The following is a 20096-nucleotide window of genomic DNA, read 5'->3' as shown; positions in this document are numbered from 1 at the left end:
GTGCAGGCGGCTCGGGGAGCACTGGCGAAAGGTGGGGACAGTGTCAGCGGAGCAAGTCAGGCCCTATTGCACGGACAAGATTGCGCTTATTGAATCGATACTGAACCCGATGAACCGTGGCATGCTGCTGCTGGATGATCGGCTATGCGTGCTTGCCGTGAACCCGCGTTTCTCCTGTCTCTTTCCGGATACTGGGAATCTCCCGCTGTTTGAAAAGCCGCTGGGGTCTCTGCTCGGCGCGATGGACCGGGCCGGTGCCGGCAAAGATGCCTGGGCTGAGGCGCTCCAGTCAGCCGCGAATGGCGGCAGCGCGTTCACCCACCGGCATGATTTTGGTGCAGGCGTGATCTGCGATCTGCTGGGAATTCCTCTTTCCGGGGTCGGGTATCTGCTGACTTTCGACGATGTCAGCGAGCAGGCGCGCGCCGAAAAGGCTGTGCTTCATCAAGACGGGCGAATCCAGGAGATTCTGGATCACAGCCCGATCGGGGTGAACATCATTGGCCCTGATGGCCTGCGCCGTTATTCGAACAGGAAAATGTCCGAGATACTGGGTTATGCGGAGTCGGAACTGAGGCAGACGAATGTCCGCGAGCACTATGTCGACCCATCCGATCGCGACCGGCTGTTCAAGAACATGAGTGTGACCGGCGCTATCGAGAACGAGGAGATCGAGCTTCTTCGCAAGGATGGTCAGCATTTCTGGGGCTTGCTGTCCTGCCGGCCGTTCCCGTTCGATGGCGAGGACTGCATCCTAGGCTGGGTCTACGAGATCACCGATCGTCTGGAGCTGGAGAGAAGCCAGATTCGCAGCCGCGAGGAACTGGAGATGCAGGTTCTGGAACTGCGGGACAGGGAAGACCGGATGACCAAGCAGGCAGCGGAGCTGGAATCCCTGGCATTCCGTCTTGCCGAGTCCGAAAAGAAGATGGCGGAATTCGCCAACCACGACACGCTGACCGGCTTGCCGACCCTGCGGCTTTGTCACGACCGCTTGCAACAGGCCATTGCCCAGTCGCAGCGTGGCCAGACCTTGATGGCGGTTTTCTATGTCGATCTCGACGGTTTCAAACTGGTCAACGATACTTACGGCCACGATGCCGGAGATCGGGTTCTGAAGGAAGCGGCGCTAAGGATGCGCAAATGTTTCCGGGAGGTTGATACGGTTTCCCGGATCGGGGGAGATGAATTTCTGATCGTCCTGACCGGTCTCGGGTTTCGTGACGCGGTTGTCCCACTCGCCCAGCGGCTGCTGAGCCGTTTCTCCGACGAGTTCATGCTTGATGACGGTGGCGCCATGATCGGCGCGAGCATCGGTATCGCTTTCTTCAACGGCGCTTCCGATACATCCGAATCCCTGATCAAGCGTGCGGACAGGGCGATGTACGATGCCAAGAAGAATGGGAAGAACCAGTATTCTATTGCCTAGCGGTGCAGGTCCTTGATCATCAGCGCGAACTCGTCAACATCGAGCTTGAAACGCTCTCTGACTGTCCAGCCGAGGCGCCGATAGAGTGTTTCGGCCGTGTGCGTGTAGAGGTGAAGACGCTCGATGTTCCGAGCGGCGGATTCACGCTCAACCGCACTGACCAGTTCGCTGCCGAGGCCCGTTTTACGAAACTCCGGCAAGACATAAACGCTGGCCAGCCAATGTAAAAGGTCCGGTCGCTCCGCAAGATCATGGTCGACGAGGCAGGCCATGCCGAGCACTGTGCCGTCCTGCTCTGCAATGACGCATTCCTCGCTTGGTTTCCGGATCATGTCCCGGAACCAACCCTCGCTATCGGACCGGGACCGGCCGGCAGTCACACCCCATTCGGTGTGGTTCCACTCGACAACGGTCTGTAGATGCCGCGGGGCGTCGGCAAGGCGAAGCAGATGAAGGCCAGCCATTGTGCGGCTCTTAACCTTCGATCTCGACCGTGTAGTTCTCGATGACAGTATTGGCCAGGAGCTTCTCGCACATGTTGGTGACCTGTGCGCGGGCCTTTTCCGTATCGGTCTCGCTGAGGTCAAGTTCGAGGAACTTGCCCTGGCGGACCTGATTGACACCGTCGAACCCAAGGGCGCCGAGCGCATGTTCGATGGCTTTGCCTTGCGGATCGAGGACGCCGTTTTTCAGCGTGACATGGACAGTGGCTTTCATGTTCTCACCAATTGATGTGTCGCTGTTTGCCGGCTTGCGGCGTTACTGGATGGCCTTTGGACCCTTGAGGTCCATCGGCCCGGCTTCGGGCAGCACGCCGAGACGGCGGGCAACTTCCTGATAGGCCTCGCGGACACCGCCGAGATCGCGACGGAAACGGTCCTTGTCGAGCTTTTCGTTCGTTTCCGTATCCCAGAGCCGGCAATTGTCCGGACTGATTTCATCCGCAAGCACGACCTGCATCGTGTCCTCGGTATAGAAGCGGCCGAATTCAAGCTTGAAGTCAACCAGACGCAGGCCGATGCCGACAAAAAGTCCGGTCAGGAAATCATTCACCCGGAGCGACAGGGCGACGATATCGTCGATATCCTGCGTGGTCGCCCAGCCGAATGCCGTAATGTGCTCTTCGGAGATCATCGGATCCCCGAGTTCATCGGACTTGTAATAATACTCGATGATCGAGCGCGGCAACGGAGTGCCTTCATCGAGTCCGAAGCGCTTTGCGATGGAGCCGGCAGCGACGTTCCTGATCACCACTTCGACGGGGATGATCTCGACTTCGCGCACGAGCTGTTCGCGCATGTTCAGACGGCGCATGAAGTGCGTCGGGATACCAATCTCGGCGAGTCTGGTCATCAGGTGCTCGCTGATGCGGTTGTTCAGCACACCCTTGCCGGTGATGATGCCCTGCTTCTCGTTGTTGAAAGCGGTCGCGTCATCTTTGAAGTACTGGATCAGGGTACCCGGCTCGGGGCCTTCGTAAAGGACCTTTGCCTTGCCTTCGTAAATTTTTCTGCGTCTTGCCATGAGTTCCCCGCCTGTCTGGCTGGCGGTCGGTTTCCGGAATGCGAAGACCCTGCATACCGCAGCGGCAGGAAAAGCGCGCTCCATATAAACATAAGGTAGGACAAACACAATCGGTGAAGCGGACAGGGGCCGGTCAGCGCTAAATTCCGGTGTGTCCGGAGGCAATTTGGAAGGGGCTGAAGGAGAGAGAAGGAGGGATTAAGCCGCATCCGGATTATGCCAATTTTGAGATAATCACGACGATCCGAAGATATGAATACTATTTTATGTTCAAACCAATCCAATCCGTAAAAATGGACTTATAAATCGCTTTGGTTCGGGTCCGCCTGGACCAGGGCACTCTTTTGCAGGGACGTATATAATGTCTATTATGCTTTTTGGCGGCAGCAATGCAGCCAAACTGGCTGCCTTGGACAAATCGCAAGCGATTATCGAGTTCAAGACAGATGGGACGATCATCCACGCCAACGAGAATTTCCTCAAAACGATGGGCTATGAGCTCAAGGAGATTGTCGGCAAGCACCACGGAATATTCGTCGATCCTGAATATCGCAGGAGCGGAGAATACAAAGAATTCTGGGACAGGCTCGGACGCGGTGAATTCCAGGCGGCGCAATACAAACGCGTCGGCAAGGGTGGCAAGGAAGTCTGGATCGAAGCATCCTACAACCCGCTGATGACCCCACAGGGCAAGCCGTTCAGGATCGTTAAATATGCGACCGACGTCACGGCAAAGACGGCCGAGCACACGGAATTGCTGGGCAAGGTAGACGCCATCAACCGTTCTCAGGCGGTGATTGAGTTCAATCTTGATGGCACGATCATTTCGGCCAACGAGAATTTTCTGACGACGGTGGGCTACCGCCTTGAAGAGATTGCCGGTCAGCATCACAGCATGTTCGTTGACCCCACGGAGAAGTCGAGCCCTGCGTATCAGGCCTTCTGGGAAAAGCTGCGGCGCGGTGAATTCCAGGCGGCGCAATACAAGCGCATCGGCAACGGTGGCAGGGAAGTGTGGATTGAGGCGTCCTACAATCCGATCTTCGATCCCAACGGACGGCCGGTAAAGATCGTCAAATTCGCGACCGATATCAGCGGCCGCAAGGATGACAATGCCCGGCTGGCCGATGAGTTTGAGCTGGGCGTCAAGCGCACCGTCGAAAACGTCTCCGCCTCGTCTGGGAACATGGAAGTGACGGCGCAGACCCTGGCCGCGACATCGGAGCAGAGCAACCAGCAGGCCGCGACCGTTGCCGCTGCGACGGAGCAACTGTCGGCCTCCGTTGATGAAATCGCGCGGCAAATCTCGGAATCCACACGCGCCGTGGGAACCGCTGTCGATGCCGCCGGAAAATCCGAAAAGATGGTCGGGGATCTCTTGTCGGCGGCCCAGAAAGTCGGCGAGATCACCAAGATCATCGCGGATATCGCGGAGCAGACCAATCTGCTCGCCCTCAATGCCACCATCGAGGCCGCGCGCGCCGGTGAAGCCGGAAAAGGATTCGCCGTGGTGGCCTCGGAGGTGAAGAGCCTGGCCAACCAGACCGCGAAAGCCACCGAAGAGATCGGGCTGCAAATCAAGGAGATCCAGGAAACCAGCCAGATCACGGCCAGTGCCATCGGCGAGATTGCGGGGATCATCGGGCAGGTCAACGAGATCGGAACGACGATTTCCAGTGCTGTCGAAGAACAGGCAGCAGCAACGCGGGAGGTCTCCCAGAACATCAACGGCGTGACCGAGGCGGCCGAGGAAAGCGGGCAGTCTGCCAAGAATGTCCTGCAGGTGGCCGAAGAACTATCCTCGCAGGCTCGGGATCTCAACGGTCAGGTAGACCTGTTCCTGGACAAGGTCCGCGGGATGTAGGCGGCCACCTGTCCGGTGACTTGAAAGGGCCGGTTGGACGCCCGGACCCCGGCCATGCCGGGGTCCGGAATCCCCCTAATCCGTCTCGCCGGACCGGGGTTGATAGATCTCGCTCCCCTTGTCGCGGAACAGCTCGGCCATGGTTTCCATGCCTTGCTTCGCCTCGTCCTTCAGTTCGTGCGAGATCCGCATGGAGCAGAATTTCGGACCGCACATGGAGCAGAAATGCACCGTCTTGTGCGCTTCCTTCGGCAGGGTCTGATCGTGAAAATCCCGGGCGGTTTCCGGGTCGAGCGACAGGTTGAACTGATCCTCCCAGCGGAAATCGAAACGCGCTCGTGACAGCGCATCGTCTCGCCGCTGCGCACCGGGATGGCCCTTCGCCAGATCCGCTGCATGGGCGGCGATGCGGTAGGTGATCACCCCGGTTTTCACGTCGTCCCGGTCCGGCAGGCCGAGATGCTCCTTCGGCGTCACGTAACAAAGCATGGCGCAGCCGAACCAGCCGATCATGGCAGCCCCGATGCCGCTGGTGATGTGGTCGTAGCCCGGCGCGATGTCCGTGGTCAGCGGGCCAAGCGTATAGAACGGAGCCTCGTCACAGACCTCCAGCTGCTTGTCCATGTTCTCCTTGATCTTGTGCATCGGCACATGACCCGGCCCCTCGATCATCACCTGCACATCGTGCTTCCAGGCGATCTTGGTGAGCTGCCCCAGCGTTTCCAGCTCGGCGAACTGGGCCTTGTCGTTGGCATCCGCGATGGAGCCTGGCCGCAATCCGTCCCCGAGCGAGAAGGAAACGTCATAGGCGGCCATGATCTCGCAGATTTCCTCGAAATTCTCGTAGAGGAAGCTCTCCTTGTGATGGGCCAGGCACCATTTCGCCATGATCGAGCCGCCCCGGCTGACGATCCCGGTGACACGGTCCACGGTCAGCGGGATGAAGGGCAGCCGGACACCGGCATGGATGGTGAAATAGTCGACACCCTGTTCGCACTGCTCGATCAGCGTGTCGCGATAGATCTCCCAGCTCAGCGCTTCCGGAACACCGTCGACCTTCTCCAGCGCCTGATAGAGCGGCACGGTGCCGATCGGCACGGGCGAGTTCCGGATGATCCATTCGCGGATATTGTGGATGTTCCGTCCGGTGGAGAGGTCCATCACCGTGTCGGCGCCCCAGCGGATGGCCCAGACCATCTTGTCGATCTCGTCCGCGACGGAGGAGGTGACGGCGGAATTGCCGATATTGGCGTTCACCTTGACCAGGAAATTGCGTCCGATGGCCATGGGTTCAGTTTCGGGGTGGTTGATGTTCGCCGGGATGATGGCCCGGCCCCGGGCTATCTCGGCGCGCACGAATTCGGGCGTCACCACATCGGGGATGGAGGCGCCGAAATCCTCGCCGTCCCGCGCGGTCCGTTTCAGCTCTTCACGGCGCTGGTTCTCGCGGATGGCGACGAATTCCATTTCCGCCGTCACGATACCGGCCCTGGCATAGGCGAGCTGGGTCGGCCGCTTGCCGCTCCTGGCACGCAGTGGCGGCTGAATGGCGCCGAATTCCGCCACCAGATTGCCGTCGCCGACATTGCCGTTATCTTCCGGCTTCACGACGCGGCCCTGATATGTCTCGACATCGCCGCGGGCCGTGATCCAGTCCCGGCGCAGGGCAGGCAGCCCCGCCTCGATATCGATCTTGGCATCGGCGTCGGTATAGGGGCCGGACGGGTCATAGACGGTCACCGGCGGCTCCCCGGCGGAGGGATGCACGGCGATTTCGCGCATCGGCACGCGGATATCGGGGTGGATGCTGCCGGGCACATAAATCTTGCGCGAGGCGGGCAACGGTCCCGTGGTGACGGTGGCGATGGGGGAGTGTTTGTTCATCAGATGGATCCCTTGCAGTCGGTTGCACAGAGATCCGGGGAGGCTTCAGGATAAATGGGGTGCGTGTGGCTGCAAGAGCGGTAACGCGTTTCCATCCCTACGCCGGCATGACCCGGATCAGGTTCGAAGGGTCGGCGCAATGCCTCTCAGCCCGTACGGGCACCCCTTGGAGTGCGTGAAGCCTAGGCGGGAACCATCCCGATGAAAAGGGTTAATCCAGCTCGTTTTCGAAGGCGGCGAGAGTCTTGCCGAGGCGGATGACGATTTCGTCCACCTCTTCTTTGGTGACGGTGAGGGGCGGGGTGACCATCAGCCATTCGCCATATTTGCCGTTCGCCGTGCGCCGGGAATAGAGCAGCAACCCGTTCTGCATGCCGATCTCGATCAGCCGGAAGACCGCCTGCAGGCTGGCGGGCAGGATTTCCTTGGTCTGCTTGTCCCGGACGATCTCGATGGCGTTCAGCAGGCCGAGGCCGCGCACGTCGCCGAGAATGGTGCTGCGGGTCTGCAGATCGCGCAGACCGGCCCGCAGGCGCTCGCCCATCTTCGTCGCATTGGCCATCAGTTCGTTGTCGATCAACTCGCTCACCACCGCATGGCCGACGGCGCAGCTCAGCGGGTTGGCGACATAGGTATGGCCGTGCATGAAGCCGCCATTGCGCGTGACGGCATCGACCATGGTGGCCGGCGCCAGCACCAGGCCAAGCGGGGTGTAGCCGGCCGCGATACCCTTGGCCAGGGTGATCATGTCCGGTTTCGCATCCGGCCAGTGATCGGCGCAGAGGAACGTGCCGGTGCGTCCGGCGCCGCACATCACCTCGTCATAGATCAGCAGCACGCCGTGTCTGGTGCAGATGTCCCGCACGGCCTTGTAATAATGGTCCGGCGCCACCAATGCGCCGGTGGCAAGGCCGCCGACCGGCTCCATGATGAAGGCCAGCACCGTTTCCGGACCTTCATCGAGAATGATCTGTTCCAACGCAGCGGCGGCATGGCGGGCATAACTGTCCGCGTCGTGATTGTCCGGCAGCCGGTAATTGAAGGGGGCGGGGACTTTCGGCATCACCCGCATCATGCTGGAAAACACCGAGTCCGAAACCGGATCGCCACTGATGGCGGCCGCACCGAGGGTGGAGCCGTGATAGCCGGGATCGCGGCCCAGCACCTTGCAACGCGCGGGCTGGCCTTGAGTGATGGCGTACTGCCGGGCCAGCTTGATGGCGGCTTCGTTCGCTTCCGATCCGCCGGAGCAGATGAACGCGCGCTCGAAGCCGGGGCCCGCATGTTCCGTGACGAGATCCGCCAGATCGATATTGGGCTGGTTCTCGAAATGCGGCTTGCCGGCGAAACAGATCTTCTGCGCCTGATCCATCATGGCGGCGATGACGCGTTCGTTGCCGTGGCCGATATTGGTCGCCACCGGCCCGCAGCAGGCATCCAGATACTGCCGTCCGTCCGTATCCCAGATCCAGGCGCCCTTGCCGTGGGAAACGGTTGGACGGCGCTTGCCGCCGTCCGGCGTATAGAAAACGTCGATCGGCCCGCCGTGGCTGCCGAATGTTCCGCCGGTGCTGTTGAGTTCTGCCGCCACTATCCGCTCCTTAAAAGACTGGAGATCATTTTCAGAGGGGAGGAAATCATATTATTGTACACTGTACAATAAATGTTATACGGGATTCCGCCCGTGCTCGATTTTCGCCGCAAGTCCGGCAATCAGTGCGTCGGTGAACATCTCGAAACCGGACTCAAGAGGTGCCTCCGTGCCGTTTTGCCAGCGCAGCACCAGCGCCCGGTTCAACAGGCGGTGGCGTTCCGCCGCCAGGGTCGGGTAAAGCGCCGGGTCTGCCTCATCGACGCTGGCCGTGAGGGAGGCTTCCAGGTCGCCGTCCGGATCGGGAAAGACATGGGCGAATTCCTGGGTGGCATAGCCGCACAGGCCGGTAATCACGGAGTTGTATGCGGCGACCAGATCCTCACCCGCGAACCCGGCCCGGGTGAGGGTGGCGAGAATGCCTTCAACCAGATTCAGGTCGACGCTGGCGCTGGAGACCAGATGGCCGCCGATTAGGGGAGATATGTTCGGATGCGTGCGGACCACGTCCCGGTAGCGCCGGAACAGGGTCTTCAGCCAGGCCTGCCAGTCCGGATCGGGCTCGGGCAGCACATCGGCGAACAGGGCAGCGATCAGTCGGGCGATCAGATGATGGCGGTTCGGCACATGCCAGTAAAGCGCGGTCGGATAGACGCCGAGGGCCTTGGCGATATTGCGGATGGAAAAACTGTCCAGCCCCTCCCGGTCCAGCAAATCGATGGCGGCGGCGATGATGGCATCGCTGGAGAGCGGGGTGCTCTTCGGTTTGCGTCTGGCGGGTTTCTCCTGGACCACAGGTTCAGCCTGACAGATCGACAGGGGAGAAGTCGGATTCGTCCGGCCGCCCGGGCGCGAACCGCCAGACCGGCTTACGGCCTGGATCGGCCGGCAAGGCGATCAGGGATGAGGAGATGGTGGCGAATCCGGCGCCGCTATCGAGATTGATTGCAGAGCCATATTCACCCGATACCGCGCGTGTCCGGTCGGCGAGCAACCTCTCCCAGCCTGCCCAGTCGTCATTATCCGGGTCTGGCACGTCCGCGATGCGGAAGCGGGGCAGGGCCCGCCGCACGCGGGGGCTGTCGGGGTCGTTGACATCGTAAGCCGTGAAAATCGAGACCCCGTCGGGGATCTCGAAGACATCGATCTCGCCGTCTTCCGTTGCTTCATTGCGGAGCCAGAAAGCCTTTTCCGCATCGGCGATCAGCATGTTGAAACTGCGGTAGCTGGTGCCGTCAAGTTCGCCCAACGCCTTGGCGGCTGCTTCCGCCTCGGCATGGTCCAAGGCTTCAAGGACGACTTCTCCGCGGGACCGTTTCCCGTCGGCCGGGCCGAGCGAGCCCTGGCGGTTGAGAATCCCGGCCGCAAGCCCGTATTCGTTCAAACCAATCCAGGAGCCGCGGCTCAGCTCATCGAGACCGGCGATGACATGCGGCCGATCGGGCCAGTGCCGGGCCGGTTTCTGCCAGGGCCGGGACTGCATTTCATCGCGGTTTGCGGCGATCAGGACCGGCCAGATGTGGCCTGGGCGGCGGAGGATGACGAGGGTACACATGGCCGAGACCCTACGCCGGGCGAAAGATCACCGAAACATTTTTTGACAAGCGCCGGAATTGCGGCAATCTGCCCTTTAACAGAACATGCCGCGCCTGATAGATTGCCGCCGCATTCAAGATTCTGAGCCATGCCGAAGTTTAGTCATTAGGCCGGTCTGGTGTTCAGCACGGGAAAGAGACGAAGGGGTATTCGACCGATGTCAGGTTTCGACAAACGCCAAAAAGGCGAAGAAGCAAAGTACGCGCACGATTCCGAACTAAACTTCAAGGCCAGCGCTCGCCGTAACAAGTTGCTTGGCCTCTGGGTCGCCGAGGAATTTCTCGGCAAGACCGGTGACGAAGCGGCTGCCTATGCCAAGGAAGTCGTTGTCGCAGACATGGAAAAGCCGGGCGTCGACGATGTTGTCGAGTTCATTCTGAAGAGCGTCGAAGGCACTGGTGCCGATCTTTCCGAACACCGCATTCGCCACAAGCTCGACGAGTTCATGGCGATTGCGCTGGAGCAGCTCAAGACCGAGGGCTGACAAGCCCGGCGTCTCAGAGACAGCACAAATGAAAACGGCGCCCGTTCAGGCGCCGTTTTTTATTGCCGGCTGCGGGAGTAGTTAGCTCTCGCCGAAAACCCGGTTGAAGATCGTGTCCACATGTTTGGTGTGGTAGCCGAGATCAAACAGGGATTCGAGCGCGCCGGCGTCGAGCAGCGCCGTCACTGCATCATCCGCCTTCAGCAGGGTGAGGAAGTCCTTGCCTTCCAGCCAGACCGGCATGGCGTTGCGCTGCACGGCCTGATAGGCGTCTTCCCGGCTCATGCCGGCCTGGGTCAGGCCGAGCAGCACGCGCTGGGAGTGAACCAGACCGCCGAGCTGGTCGAGATTGGCCTGCATGCCTTCCGGATAGATCAGCAGCTTGTCCACCACGCCGGTCAGGCGGGCGAGGGCAAAGTCGAGGGTCACGGTGGAGTCCGGGCCGATCATCCGCTCGACGGAGGAGTGGGAGATATCCCGCTCGTGCCAGAGCGCGACATTCTCCATTGCCGGGACAACGGCGGACCGGACCAGCCGGGCGAGGCCGGTCAGGTTCTCGGTCAGCACCGGATTGCGCTTGTGCGGCATGGCCGACGAGCCCTTCTGGCCCGGCGAGAAGTATTCCTCAGCCTCGCGGACTTCGGTGCGCTGCAAATGCCGGATCTCGGTGGCCAGCCGCTCGACGGAGCTGGCAATGACGCCGAGTGTGGCGAAGAACATCGCATGCCGGTCGCGCGGGATGACCTGGGTGGATACCGGCTCGGCGGTGAGGCCGAGTTTCTCGGCCACATGCTCTTCCACGCGCGGATCGATATTGGCGAAGGTACCGACGGCGCCGGAAATGGCGCAGGTCGCGATTTCCGCCCGGGCGGCCTGCAGCCGGGCCCGGTTGCGGTCGAACTCGGCGTAATAGCCGGCCAGCTTTACACCGAAGGTCAGGGGCTCGGCATGAATACCGTGGCTGCGGCCGACCGTTGGGGACATCTTGTGCTCGAACGCCCGGCGCTTGATCGCCGCCAGCAGAGAATCAAGGTCGGCCAGCAGCAGGTCGGCCGCCTGGGTGAGCTGCACCGCGAGGCAGGTGTCCAGCACGTCCGAGGAGGTCATGCCCTGATGCACGAAGCGGGCTTCGTCGCCAACGTACTCGGCGAGGTTGGTCAGGAAGGCGATGACATCATGCTTGGTCTCGCGCTCGATCTCGTCGATCCGGGCGATATCGAAATTGCCGCGTTCCCAGACAGCCTTGGCGGCTTCCTTCGGGATCACCCCGAGCTCGGCCTGTGCGTCGCAGGCATGTGCCTCGATCTCGAACCAGATGCGGAATTTGTTCTCGGGTTCCCAGATCTTGACCATCTCGGGGCGGGAATAGCGCGGGATCATGTGTATCCTCGGGTGACTGGTGCGTGCGATTGATGCCGGAATGCGTACCAGAATGCGTGATGGCAATCGGGCAGGCGGGGTTTTATCATTGCCGCCGCTTGGAGTCACGCTGCGGGCGGACTGGTAAGACGACAGCTCAAGAGGGAGCGTATCCATGAAGATCGACGGCAAGCCGCATCGCACGATCTGGCCGGCGCCGGACGGCAGTGCGGTCGAGATCATCGACCAGACGAAACTACCGCACCTTTTCGAGATTGCCAGGCTGGAGACGCTGCAGGACGCCGCCCATGCGATCAGGGCCATGCTGGTGCGCGGCGCACCGCTGATCGGGGCGACGGCAGCCTATGGCATGTGGCTGGCCATGCGCGAGGATTCCTCCGACGCGGGCCTGTCGAACGCCTATGACCGGCTTTATGAGACCCGGCCGACGGCGGTCAATCTGCGCTGGGCGCTGGATGCCGCGCGGACAAAGCTCGGCCCCCTGGCGCCGGATGCGCGGGCGGATGCCGCTTTCGCCCTGGCGGGTGAAATCTGTGACGAGGATGTGGAGATCAACCGCTCTATCGGCGAGGCCGGTCTCGCGGTGATCAAGGACATCCAGTCCCGCAAGAAGCCGGGCGAGACCATCAATGTGCTGACACACTGCAATGCGGGCTGGCTGGCGACGGTGGATTGGGGCACGGCGACCGCGCCGATTTATCTGGCGCATGATTCGGGCCTTCCGGTCCATGTCTGGGTCGACGAGACCCGGCCGCGCAACCAGGGCGCCAGCCTGACGGCGTGGGAGCTCGGCAATCACGGCGTGCCGCACACGGTGATCGTGGACAATGCGGGCGGCCATTACATGCAGCACGGCATGGTCGATCTGGTCATCACCGGCACTGACCGGACAACGCGCGCGGGTGATGTCTGCAACAAGATCGGCACTTACCTGAAAGCGCTGGCGGCGCACGACAATGGCGTGCCGTTCTATGTCGGTCTGCCATCTCCAACGATTGACTGGACCATCGCGGACGGGGTGCGCGACATTCCGATCGAGGAACGCGATTCCCGGGAGGTGACGGAAATCACCGGACGCCTCGCGGACGGCAAGGTCGCCACGGTGACGATCACGCCGGAGACGAGCAAGGCGGCGAATCCGGCCTTCGACGTGACGCCGGCGCGTCTTGTCACCGGCCTGTTGACCGAGCGCGGTCTTGCGGAGCCAAGTGAGGAGGGGCTGCTGCGGTTGTTCCCGGAAATGCGCCAGGCGGGTGAGGATTAATGACGGTGAAAATGGGCAAGAATGAACGTGCGTTGCGGCAGGAGGTGATCGATACCTGCCTGAACATGAATGCAATGGGGCTGAACCAGGGAACGTCCGGCAATGTCAGCGTGCGCTGCGGCGACGACCCGGCGGAAGGTTTCTTCATGACGCCGTCCAGCATCCGGTATGACAGGCTGGTGCCGGAAGACATCGTGCGGATGGATCTGGAGGGCAATGTCGAGGGCAAGCACAAGCCTTCCAGCGAATGGCGCTTCCATCTCGATATCATGCGGGCCCGGCCGGATGCGGGGGCCATCGTGCATACCCACGGCATGTTCGCGACCACGCTGGCCTGTCTGCACCGGGAGATCCCGGCTTTTCATTACATGATCGCGCTTTTTGGTGGGCCGACGATCCGCTGTGCCCCATATGCTACCTATGGCACCCAGGAGCTGTCCGACCATGCGCTGACGGCGCTGGATGGACGCAAGGCCTGTCTGCTGGGCAATCACGGCCTGATCGTGCTGGGACCGACCCTGGAGCGCACATTGGCGCTGACCCAGGAAGCGGAGACCCTCGCGGCCATGTACTGGCGGGCGCTGCAGATCGGCCAGCCGGCGATCCTTCCGGATGAGGAGATCGAGAAGGTTGCCGCGAAATTCGGTGTCACCGGCTATGGTGGGCGCTGATGCCATGTTTTCAGGAGAGGGAGCTGTTCAATGATCGGTAAGGGCCTTATCTGGGCAGCGGCCCGTCGCATTATGCAGAACCCGGAGGTTCAGCAACGTGCAACTGACATTGCCGCCGAAGCCTATACGCGGGCAAAGCCGAAACTGGAGAATGCGGGCCGTCAGATCAGCGAGTCCATGCGCGATGCTGCGGCGGAACACGACCCGGTGGCGGATCCGATCGGCTTCGTTAAGTCCCTGAAGAAAAAAGCGCTTCCGCCGCAGGATCGGGGCTGATGGCTGCGCCCCGACGCGGTCGGGCGTGTTCAGGTATCGGATATTGTGGTAACAATATTTGACATATTTATTTAAAATACAATATAAATAACTGGTTCATGGTGCTGGTGATGGATTTTTACACCGGTTTGCGGCAGAATGCGTGCTGGAGACCGGCCTGAAGGATCAGGTTTGGTAATGGCAATCGGTCCGATAAACAATTTTCCGCTGGTTCCGGTAACGACCGGGCAAAGACAAAATCCGGCACCGCTCGACGGCGCGGAAGATCGGCGGAACAATGCCCAAGCCACTGAAGACAGCCGATTTGCGCAGGAACTGCGCTCAACCGACCCGAATGCGGACCAGCGGACGCCGCAGCGTCAGAAGCCCGTGGCCCTGGAAGAGATCAGCGCCGATCTGCCCAGGGGCTCCATTCTCGACATCACAGTATAACAGGCATTTTCGATCCGCCCTCGCTGGCGGTTACGAGGCTGCGAAACAGCTTTTCCGGCTCGAACGGCTTCGTGATGTGATCGCACATCCCGGCGGCCGCGCTTTTTTCGATCTCTTCGGCCACTGCATGTGCGGTCAGGGCAATTACCGGCAAATCGCGGTAGCGGGGGTCGGCCAGAATGCATCGGGTCGCCTCGTGTCCGTCCATTTCCGGCATCTGCAGGTCCATCAGCACAGCGTCAATCGCAGGTGGCGCGTCGGCCAGCATGATATCGACCGCCTCCCTGCCGTGTTCGGCCGGGATCACCGTCATGCCGGCGCCCTGCAGGATGGCCGAGGCAATCTCCCGGTTGATGGCATTGTCTTCCACCAGGAGGATCTTTAAACCGTTGCAGGCGGCGCGCCAGTCCCGGTCGATATTCGCAACGGCATCAATGCCCTGCTTCGCGGACCGGAGGGGCAATTCGACGTGGAAGGTGCTGCCGTGCCCCGGCCTGCTCTCGACCCAGACGCGTCCGTTCATGGATTCCGCCAGGTCGCGCGAGATGGCCAGCCCGAGACCCGTGCCGCCGAAGCGCCGTGTCGTGGAGGCATCCGCCTGTTGGAACGGGACAAAGATGTGCCTGGCAGTGCCTTCGTCGATGCCGATCCCGGAATCCGCGACGGAAATCCGGACCAGGCGGAGGCCCTCCTTTTCCTTTTCTGCCGTGACGTCGAGACGGATATAGCCGGTATCTGTGAACTTGACGGCATTGCCGCAGAAATTGGTCAGAATCTGTGTGATGCGGTGCGGGTCGCCGATCAGGGCAAGGTCGTCGGTTCCGTTGGAATTGACGGTAAAGGCGAGGCCTTTTTCTTCTGCCCGCGTTGCGGCAATCGAGCTGACGTTTTTCAGGATGTCGCACAGATTGAAGGGGATTTCCTCGATTTCGACCCGGCCAGCCTCGATCTTCGCGAAGTCGAGCACATCGTTCACGATATTCAGCAGCGCGTCGGAAGAGGCGCGGACCTTGGCGATGATGTCGCTTTGCCTGTCGGTGAGACCGGTCTCGGCGAGAATCCTGATGAGGCCGACGATTCCGTTCAGCGGGGTGCGGATTTCGTGGCTCATTCGGGCGAGGAAATCGGATTTCGCCCTGTCGGCTTGTTCGGCCCGGCTCTTGGCGTCGCGCATTTCCGCCTCGGCGCGCTCGGTTTCGTGCAATTGGCGGTTCAGCGCCGAAGTGCGCTCCTCAACCCGCTTTTCCAGCTGTTCGTTGGTCGAGCGCAGCAGGGCCTCAAGCCGTTTTTCGTCCGTGACATCCCGATAGGTTGCCACGAAGCCGTTCTCGATCGGACGACGGTTGACTTCGATTATGGTCCCGTCCTTGCGTTGCCGAATTGAGGTATATGGCTCGGGTCTGGCTGCGGCGGAGGCGTGTTTTTCGACGATCTCATTGATATCGCCGGCTCCGAACTCTCCCATCTTCGCCTGATAGCGCAGAAATTCGGTGAAGTGGCGGCCCGGCTGATTGAAATGATGCGGGACGGCCATCAGGTCGAATGCCTGAGGGTTTGCGGCAATCAGGTTCAAATTCTTGTCGAATAGCGAAATACCGTAGCTCACCGCTTCCAGAATGGTTTCGAGCGCTGCGGTTTTCTCGACAAGCTCATTGTTGTTGGCACGCAGGAGGGCTTCCAGCTGCTTTTGTTCAGTGACGTCAATATAGGTGGTGACAAATCCGCCTTCGGTAGGCCTGCCCCAGGTATCGTAGATCTTCCCGTTCGACTGTTCCCGAGTATAGCGTAGGTTTTCGAACGTGCTTGCCAGGGCTATGCGCCCCTGTGCCAGCTCTTCCACATCGCCTGGCCCGTATTCACCACGCGCGGCGAGAAGCCGGACGAGATCGACAAGCGGTGTTCCCGGTCGGTTCAGTTCCTGCGGCAATTGCATCATGTCGAAGGCCTGACGGTTCGCAGCAACCAGATTCAGATCGCGATCGAACAGGGTAATACCGTAGTTGACTGCTTCGAGGATGGCTTCGAGGGCTTTGGTTTTGGCCGAAAGTTCCGTTTCCCGTTTCTGCAGGCGCGCCGTCCGTTGCCAGACGAGTTCGTCAAGCCGTTCGTTCGATTGCTCGAGCGCCTGCTGCGACTGCCTCAGCTCTGTGATGTCCTCGTAGGTGGTCACGAAACCGCCGCCTTTGACAGGCTTACGGGTGATGCGAAGAACCGAACCATCCGGCCGCACGGGTTCGTAGCTGTGTGCTCCTGTCTGCCGCGCCGCTGCAAGCCGCTCATTGACGAGGCTTTCGGTTTCCCCGGGACCGTATTCGCCGCGCTCCGCTTGAATCCGGAAAAACGCGGCTATCGGTGTGCCGGGCGTTCCCAGTCGGTGTGGGACGCGAAGCAGATCAAGATAACGCCGGTTGCAGACGACCAGATTGAGGTCCTGATCGAAGTAACTAATACCCAGGCTTATATTTTCGATCACGGACGAAAACACATCGATGTCCGTAATATCTGATTCCATGGTGCCGGCCCGGTTTCTCTGCAGAACTGTTCGGTACGATCGGGGACGAGTGTACCTTGCTATTATTAACGCTTTGTTTGCATCCAACCGTTCTGGAGAGTCAGGACGAATAGGCATCCACGAGTGCCTTGTAGTGAATCTGTAAAGCCCGGGATATTGGTCCGGGACCCCTTTCAGGACTGACTTGTATCCCGTCGATCTCGGCGACCGGTGTCAGTCCGCCGAAAGAGCCGGTCAGAAAGGCCTCGTCGGCGCCGTGGCATTCGACGAGCGAGAAGTTTTTCTGGAAGACCGGGATGCCATGTTGCCGGCAGAGATCAATGATCTTCTGGCGGGTCACGCCGTTCATGCAGTAGTCGCCGGTCGACGTCCAGACCTCGCCGCGCCGGACAATGAAGAAATTGCAGGCATTCGTTGTGTTCACGAAGCCGTGCGGATCCAGCATCAGGCCCTCGTCGGCGCCGGCCTGTTCGGCCTGCAGGCAGGCGATGACGCAATTCAGTTTCGAATGGGAATTCAGTTTCGGGTCCTGGGAGTGTGGCAGGCCCCGGACCTGGGGAACCGTTGCCAGCCGGATGCCGCGCTGGTGCAGCCCGCCCGCCGGTTTTGAATGTTCCAGGATGATTACAATCGTTGGACCGCTGTGGGACAGGGACGGGTGCTGGAACGGCCTCGCCTTCACGCCGCGGGTGATCATCAGGCGGCAATGCACATCGGAATGCATATCGTTGGCGGCGGCGGTTTCGTTCAGGGCGGCAAGAATACCGGCCCGGTCCATGCCGATATCGAGGCTGACCGATTTGCAGCTTTCGAACAGCCGGTCCATATGTTCCTCGAAGAACACCCACCTGCCATTGTGCAGCCGCATGCCTTCCCACATGCCGTCGCCGAGCATGAAACCGGAATCATAGACGGAAACCGTGGCCCGGGCGCGCGGAACCAGCTGGCCGTTCACATGGATCTTGATGTCCCGGTTGCGGGGATCGTCTTCCGCGTCATGGGTCGTCGTGCGCTCGTTCGTACCGCTTGCCTGCATGAAACCCTCGTGTCTGAAGTCACCGAGCGGCAAGTGTGTCGTGCAACGTGACTGATGACAATTCAATGCGGCTGTCCTGCCTCGCGGAATGATTGACCGGCGCCATGACGGCATGTCACTGAGATCGGCAGAGTCTCGTTACCGGAGCTGCCGCGTGACCGCCGAAGCCAAGACACCATCCTTCTCACCGTCTCGTGCGCTGTTGCTCGCCGGCTGGCTGTTTGCCTCGGTCTTCTTTCTCTATGCCTTCGTGCTCCGTGTGTCGCCGTCGGTCATGGTCGACGATCTGATGCGCGAGTTCGCTGTCGGCGGCGCCATCCTCGGAAATCTCTCCGCCGTCTATTTTTACGTCTATGCCAGCATCCAGATCCCGGTCGGTGTTGCCATCGACCGGCTCGGCGCGCGGCGCCTGGCGAGCGGTGCCGCGGCGATCTGCACTGTCGGGGTGCTGGTGTTTGCCGGAGCCGACTCGCTCTGGATGGCCTATTTCGGGCGGTTCCTGATCGGCCTCGGCTGCGCCTGCAGTTTTGTCGCCGCCCTGTCTGTCGCCGCCCTCTGGTTTCCGGGACGGTTTGCCCTGCTGGGCGGCCTTGCGCAGATGCTCGGCGTGCTTGGCGGTGTTCTGGGGCAGGGGCCTTTCGGCTATGCGGTAGAGCAGATCGGCTGGCGGGAAACCAACCTGTGGGTCGCGGTTGGCGGCGCTGTTCTCACCGTCTGCCTGTTTCTCACCGTGAGGGATCGCCCGCGCGGCGAGGCGGAGCCGGCCCGGCCGCTTCTTGACGGGCTGAAACACGCTCTGAGCAACCCGCAGACCTGGCTGGCGGCGAGCTTCGGCGTCGGCATGACCGGCTCCATGCTTGCATTCGGCGGTCTTTGGGGGGTGCCTTTCTTCATGGAGGCGCGGGGACTTGGCAAGCCCGAAGCTGCGGCCCTGGCATCGATCATGTTTTTCGGCTGGGGTGCGGGTGCGCCGCTCAGCGGCTGGCTTTCGGACAAGCTTGGCAAGCGCCGGCCGTTCATGGTGCTGGGCGGGGTGCTGGCGACGTCCGGGATCGCCCTGATCATCCTGTTTCCGGCCATGCCTCTGCCGCTTCTTTATGCGGTGCTGGCGCTGCAGGGGGCGGGGTCCGCGACCATGGTGCTGAGCTTCGCCGTGGCGCGGGAGCACAACCCGCCCTGGGCCAACAGCGCGACGCTCGGGATCATCAACAGCTTCGTTGTCGGCAGCGGCGCAGTCCTGCAGCCATTCATCGGTTACCTGCTGGATTTCTCATGGGACGGTCGTCTGCTGGACGGAGCCCGGGTCTATTCGATCGACACGTTCGGTTTTGCCCTTCAGGTCCTGCCATGGTGCTGCCTCGCCGGCACGGTGGCCGCCTGCTTCATCCGGGAGATCGACCGGACACCGAGAGGTCCTGAGCTGACCGGTTCCCCGGCCTAAAGCAGTCCGCGCGCCTTGAAACTGGTATGCGCGGCCCGGCCGACGATGATGTGGTCGTGCAGCACGATGCCGAGAGTGGAGGCCGCCTGCCGGATCTGCTCGGTCATGTCGATATCGGCCTTCGACGGTGTGGTGTCCCCGCTCGGGTGGTTGTGCACCAGGATCAGCGCCGTCGCTCCGTGATCGAGCGCGCGGGCCACGACCTCGCGCGGATAGACCGGCGTGTGGTCGATCGTGCCTTCCTGCAGCACCTCATCGGCAATGATCCGGTTCTTCTTGTCGAGGAAGAGCACCCGGAACTGCTCGCGCTTGGAGAATCCCATCGCGGCCCGGCAATAGGCGATCAGCTGGTCCCAGGAGGAAACGACGGCGCGCTCGCGCACACCTTCCTGCATCAGTCTGATGGCAGCGGCCCGGACGCTTTTCAGGGTAATGGCCGTGCTTTCGCCGACACCGCGGATTTTCATCAGGTCTTCGGCCGGCGCGGAGATGGTTTCGGCAAAGCTGCCGAAGCGTTCCAGCAGGCATTTGGCGAGCGGTTTCACGTCGCCGCGCGGCCGGGCCTGGAAGAGCACCAGCTCCAGCAGTTCATAGTCCTGGATGGTCTCGGGGCCGGATTTCAGGAACCGTTCCCGGAGCCGACGCCGGTGTCCCGAATGGTAGTCCTGGCTCAAAAGGTCGCGTGGCACGGATGCAATCCTCCCTTCCGATC

At 61.2% G+C, this 20096-nt stretch carries 19 protein-coding genes and 1 riboswitch; of the genes, 8 read left to right on the top strand and 11 right to left on the bottom strand.

Annotation, left to right across the window (positions count from 1 at the left end):
- The first annotated feature begins 40 nt into the window (after window positions 1-40).
- Window positions 41-1429, top strand: a complete 1389-nt coding sequence (locus tag RH950_RS14800; protein ID WP_350058066.1) for a diguanylate cyclase domain-containing protein — start codon at window positions 41-43, stop codon at window positions 1427-1429.
- Here RH950_RS14800 and RH950_RS14795 read toward each other — a convergent pair.
- From RH950_RS14795 to purC, 3 genes are read right to left on the bottom strand one after another with little or no spacing between them, the layout of a single operon-like run.
- Window positions 1426-1893 (bottom strand): GNAT family N-acetyltransferase, encoded by a 468-nt coding sequence (locus RH950_RS14795; RefSeq protein WP_350058064.1) that lies wholly within the window; start codon window positions 1891-1893, stop codon window positions 1426-1428. The two genes, RH950_RS14800 and RH950_RS14795, sit on opposite strands and share 4 nt — an antisense overlap.
- A gap of 10 nt (window positions 1894-1903) precedes the next feature.
- Window positions 1904-2146 carry a phosphoribosylformylglycinamidine synthase subunit PurS gene (gene purS / locus RH950_RS14790; protein WP_350058062.1) on the bottom strand — a complete coding sequence of 81 codons (243 nt, stop codon included), beginning with the start codon at window positions 2144-2146 and terminating at the stop codon, window positions 1904-1906.
- Window positions 2147-2188: 42 nt separating this feature from the next.
- Window positions 2189-2953, bottom strand: coding sequence for a phosphoribosylaminoimidazolesuccinocarboxamide synthase (purC, locus tag RH950_RS14785; RefSeq protein ID WP_350058060.1), 765 nt, complete (start codon window positions 2951-2953; stop codon window positions 2189-2191).
- A 361-nt stretch (window positions 2954-3314) separates the two neighbouring features.
- Between purC and RH950_RS14780 the strand changes: the two genes are divergently transcribed.
- On the top strand, window positions 3315-4817 hold the full coding sequence (locus tag RH950_RS14780) for a methyl-accepting chemotaxis protein (protein WP_350058058.1): 1503 nt from the start codon (window positions 3315-3317) through the stop codon (window positions 4815-4817).
- A gap of 75 nt (window positions 4818-4892) precedes the next feature.
- On the opposite strand, the gene thiC is transcribed toward RH950_RS14780, so the two are convergent.
- The 4 genes from thiC to RH950_RS14760 all read right to left on the bottom strand — a co-directional run bounded on the left by thiC (window position 4893) and on the right by RH950_RS14760 (window position 9847).
- Entirely contained in the window at window positions 4893-6701 is a 1809-nt protein-coding gene (gene thiC, locus RH950_RS14775; protein ID WP_350058056.1) for a phosphomethylpyrimidine synthase ThiC, read from the bottom strand.
- Between the two features lie 77 nt (window positions 6702-6778).
- Window positions 6779-6878: riboswitch (TPP riboswitch) on the bottom strand.
- 34 nt (window positions 6879-6912) lie between these two features.
- The gene (locus tag RH950_RS14770; RefSeq protein WP_350058054.1) at window positions 6913-8292 is read right to left on the bottom strand and encodes an aminotransferase family protein; all 1380 of its coding nucleotides are present in this window, start codon (window positions 8290-8292) and stop codon (window positions 6913-6915) included.
- 75 nt (window positions 8293-8367) lie between these two features.
- Window positions 8368-9087, bottom strand: coding sequence for a TetR/AcrR family transcriptional regulator (locus RH950_RS14765; RefSeq protein WP_350058052.1), 720 nt, complete (start codon window positions 9085-9087; stop codon window positions 8368-8370).
- Between the two features lie 4 nt (window positions 9088-9091).
- The gene (locus tag RH950_RS14760; RefSeq protein ID WP_350058050.1) at window positions 9092-9847 is read right to left on the bottom strand and encodes an NRDE family protein; all 756 of its coding nucleotides are present in this window, start codon (window positions 9845-9847) and stop codon (window positions 9092-9094) included.
- Between the two features lie 198 nt (window positions 9848-10045).
- On the opposite strand from RH950_RS14760, the gene RH950_RS14755 reads away from it, so the two are divergent.
- The gene (locus RH950_RS14755; protein WP_350058048.1) at window positions 10046-10372 is read left to right on the top strand and encodes a DUF1476 domain-containing protein; all 327 of its coding nucleotides are present in this window, start codon (window positions 10046-10048) and stop codon (window positions 10370-10372) included.
- 81 nt (window positions 10373-10453) lie between these two features.
- Here the strand turns inward: RH950_RS14755 and purB are convergent, their stop codons facing one another.
- On the bottom strand, window positions 10454-11752 hold the full coding sequence (gene purB, locus RH950_RS14750; protein ID WP_350058046.1) for an adenylosuccinate lyase: 1299 nt from the start codon (window positions 11750-11752) through the stop codon (window positions 10454-10456).
- A gap of 154 nt (window positions 11753-11906) precedes the next feature.
- On the opposite strand from purB, the gene mtnA reads away from it, so the two are divergent.
- From mtnA to RH950_RS14730, 4 genes are all read left to right on the top strand, one after another.
- Window positions 11907-13016: an S-methyl-5-thioribose-1-phosphate isomerase gene (gene mtnA, locus RH950_RS14745; RefSeq protein ID WP_350058044.1), complete on the top strand. Its 1110-nt coding sequence runs from the start codon at window positions 11907-11909 to the stop codon at window positions 13014-13016.
- Window positions 13016-13687 (top strand): class II aldolase/adducin family protein, encoded by a 672-nt coding sequence (locus tag RH950_RS14740; protein ID WP_350058042.1) that lies wholly within the window; start codon window positions 13016-13018, stop codon window positions 13685-13687. The genes mtnA and RH950_RS14740 overlap by 1 nt, the downstream gene beginning before the upstream one ends.
- Before the next feature lie 30 nt (window positions 13688-13717).
- Window positions 13718-13963 (top strand): hypothetical protein, encoded by a 246-nt coding sequence (locus RH950_RS14735; RefSeq protein WP_350058040.1) that lies wholly within the window; start codon window positions 13718-13720, stop codon window positions 13961-13963.
- A 177-nt stretch (window positions 13964-14140) separates the two neighbouring features.
- Complete coding sequence (locus RH950_RS14730) at window positions 14141-14395, top strand: hypothetical protein (protein ID WP_350058038.1); 255 nt, start codon at window positions 14141-14143, stop codon at window positions 14393-14395.
- Here the strand turns inward: RH950_RS14730 and RH950_RS14725 are convergent.
- Both RH950_RS14725 and RH950_RS14720 read right to left on the bottom strand, forming a co-directional pair.
- Complete coding sequence (locus RH950_RS14725) at window positions 14385-16907, bottom strand: PAS-domain containing protein (protein ID WP_350058036.1); 2523 nt, start codon at window positions 16905-16907, stop codon at window positions 14385-14387. The two genes, RH950_RS14730 and RH950_RS14725, sit on opposite strands and share 11 nt — an antisense overlap.
- A 100-nt stretch (window positions 16908-17007) precedes the next feature.
- Window positions 17008-17943: an aminotransferase class IV gene (locus RH950_RS14720; protein WP_350058034.1), complete on the bottom strand. Its 936-nt coding sequence runs from the start codon at window positions 17941-17943 to the stop codon at window positions 17008-17010.
- A gap of 154 nt (window positions 17944-18097) precedes the next feature.
- Between RH950_RS14720 and RH950_RS14715 the strand changes: the two genes are divergently transcribed.
- The gene (locus tag RH950_RS14715; protein WP_350058032.1) at window positions 18098-19384 is read left to right on the top strand and encodes an MFS transporter; all 1287 of its coding nucleotides are present in this window, start codon (window positions 18098-18100) and stop codon (window positions 19382-19384) included.
- Here the strand turns inward: RH950_RS14715 and radC are convergent.
- Window positions 19381-20073, bottom strand: coding sequence for a RadC family protein (radC, locus tag RH950_RS14710; RefSeq protein ID WP_350058030.1), 693 nt, complete (start codon window positions 20071-20073; stop codon window positions 19381-19383). The genes RH950_RS14715 and radC overlap by 4 nt on opposite strands.
- Between the last annotated feature and the right edge of the window lie 23 nt (window positions 20074-20096).

The sequence above is a fragment of the Nisaea sp. genome (genome assembly GCF_040217065.1).
Taxonomy (GTDB): Bacteria; Pseudomonadota; Alphaproteobacteria; order Thalassobaculales; family Thalassobaculaceae; genus Nisaea.
This window is presented reverse-complemented; position numbering and strand designations above follow the sequence as displayed.

Bases quoted from the DNA above. Each gene is read 5' to 3' on its own strand.
- RH950_RS14740 (WP_350058042.1), top strand. From the start codon at position 13,016: ATGACGGTGAAAATGGGCAAGAATGAACGTGCGTTGCGGCAGGAGGTG.
- RH950_RS14725 (WP_350058036.1), bottom strand. From the start codon at position 16,907: ATGGAATCAGATATTACGGACATCGATGTGTTTTCGTCCGTGATCGAA.
- purS (WP_350058062.1), bottom strand. From the start codon at position 2,146: ATGAAAGCCACTGTCCATGTCACGCTGAAAAACGGCGTCCTCGATCCG.
- RH950_RS14780 (WP_350058058.1), top strand. From the start codon at position 3,315: ATGTCTATTATGCTTTTTGGCGGCAGCAATGCAGCCAAACTGGCTGCC.
- mtnA (WP_350058044.1), top strand. From the start codon at position 11,907: ATGAAGATCGACGGCAAGCCGCATCGCACGATCTGGCCGGCGCCGGAC.
- purB (WP_350058046.1), bottom strand. From the start codon at position 11,752: ATGATCCCGCGCTATTCCCGCCCCGAGATGGTCAAGATCTGGGAACCC.
- purC (WP_350058060.1), bottom strand. From the start codon at position 2,953: ATGGCAAGACGCAGAAAAATTTACGAAGGCAAGGCAAAGGTCCTTTAC.
- thiC (WP_350058056.1), bottom strand. From the start codon at position 6,701: ATGAACAAACACTCCCCCATCGCCACCGTCACCACGGGACCGTTGCCC.
- RH950_RS14720 (WP_350058034.1), bottom strand. From the start codon at position 17,943: ATGCAGGCAAGCGGTACGAACGAGCGCACGACGACCCATGACGCGGAA.
- RH950_RS14795 (WP_350058064.1), bottom strand. From the start codon at position 1,893: ATGGCTGGCCTTCATCTGCTTCGCCTTGCCGACGCCCCGCGGCATCTA.
- RH950_RS14755 (WP_350058048.1), top strand. From the start codon at position 10,046: ATGTCAGGTTTCGACAAACGCCAAAAAGGCGAAGAAGCAAAGTACGCG.
- RH950_RS14735 (WP_350058040.1), top strand. From the start codon at position 13,718: ATGATCGGTAAGGGCCTTATCTGGGCAGCGGCCCGTCGCATTATGCAG.
- RH950_RS14730 (WP_350058038.1), top strand. From the start codon at position 14,141: ATGGCAATCGGTCCGATAAACAATTTTCCGCTGGTTCCGGTAACGACC.
- RH950_RS14760 (WP_350058050.1), bottom strand. From the start codon at position 9,847: ATGTGTACCCTCGTCATCCTCCGCCGCCCAGGCCACATCTGGCCGGTC.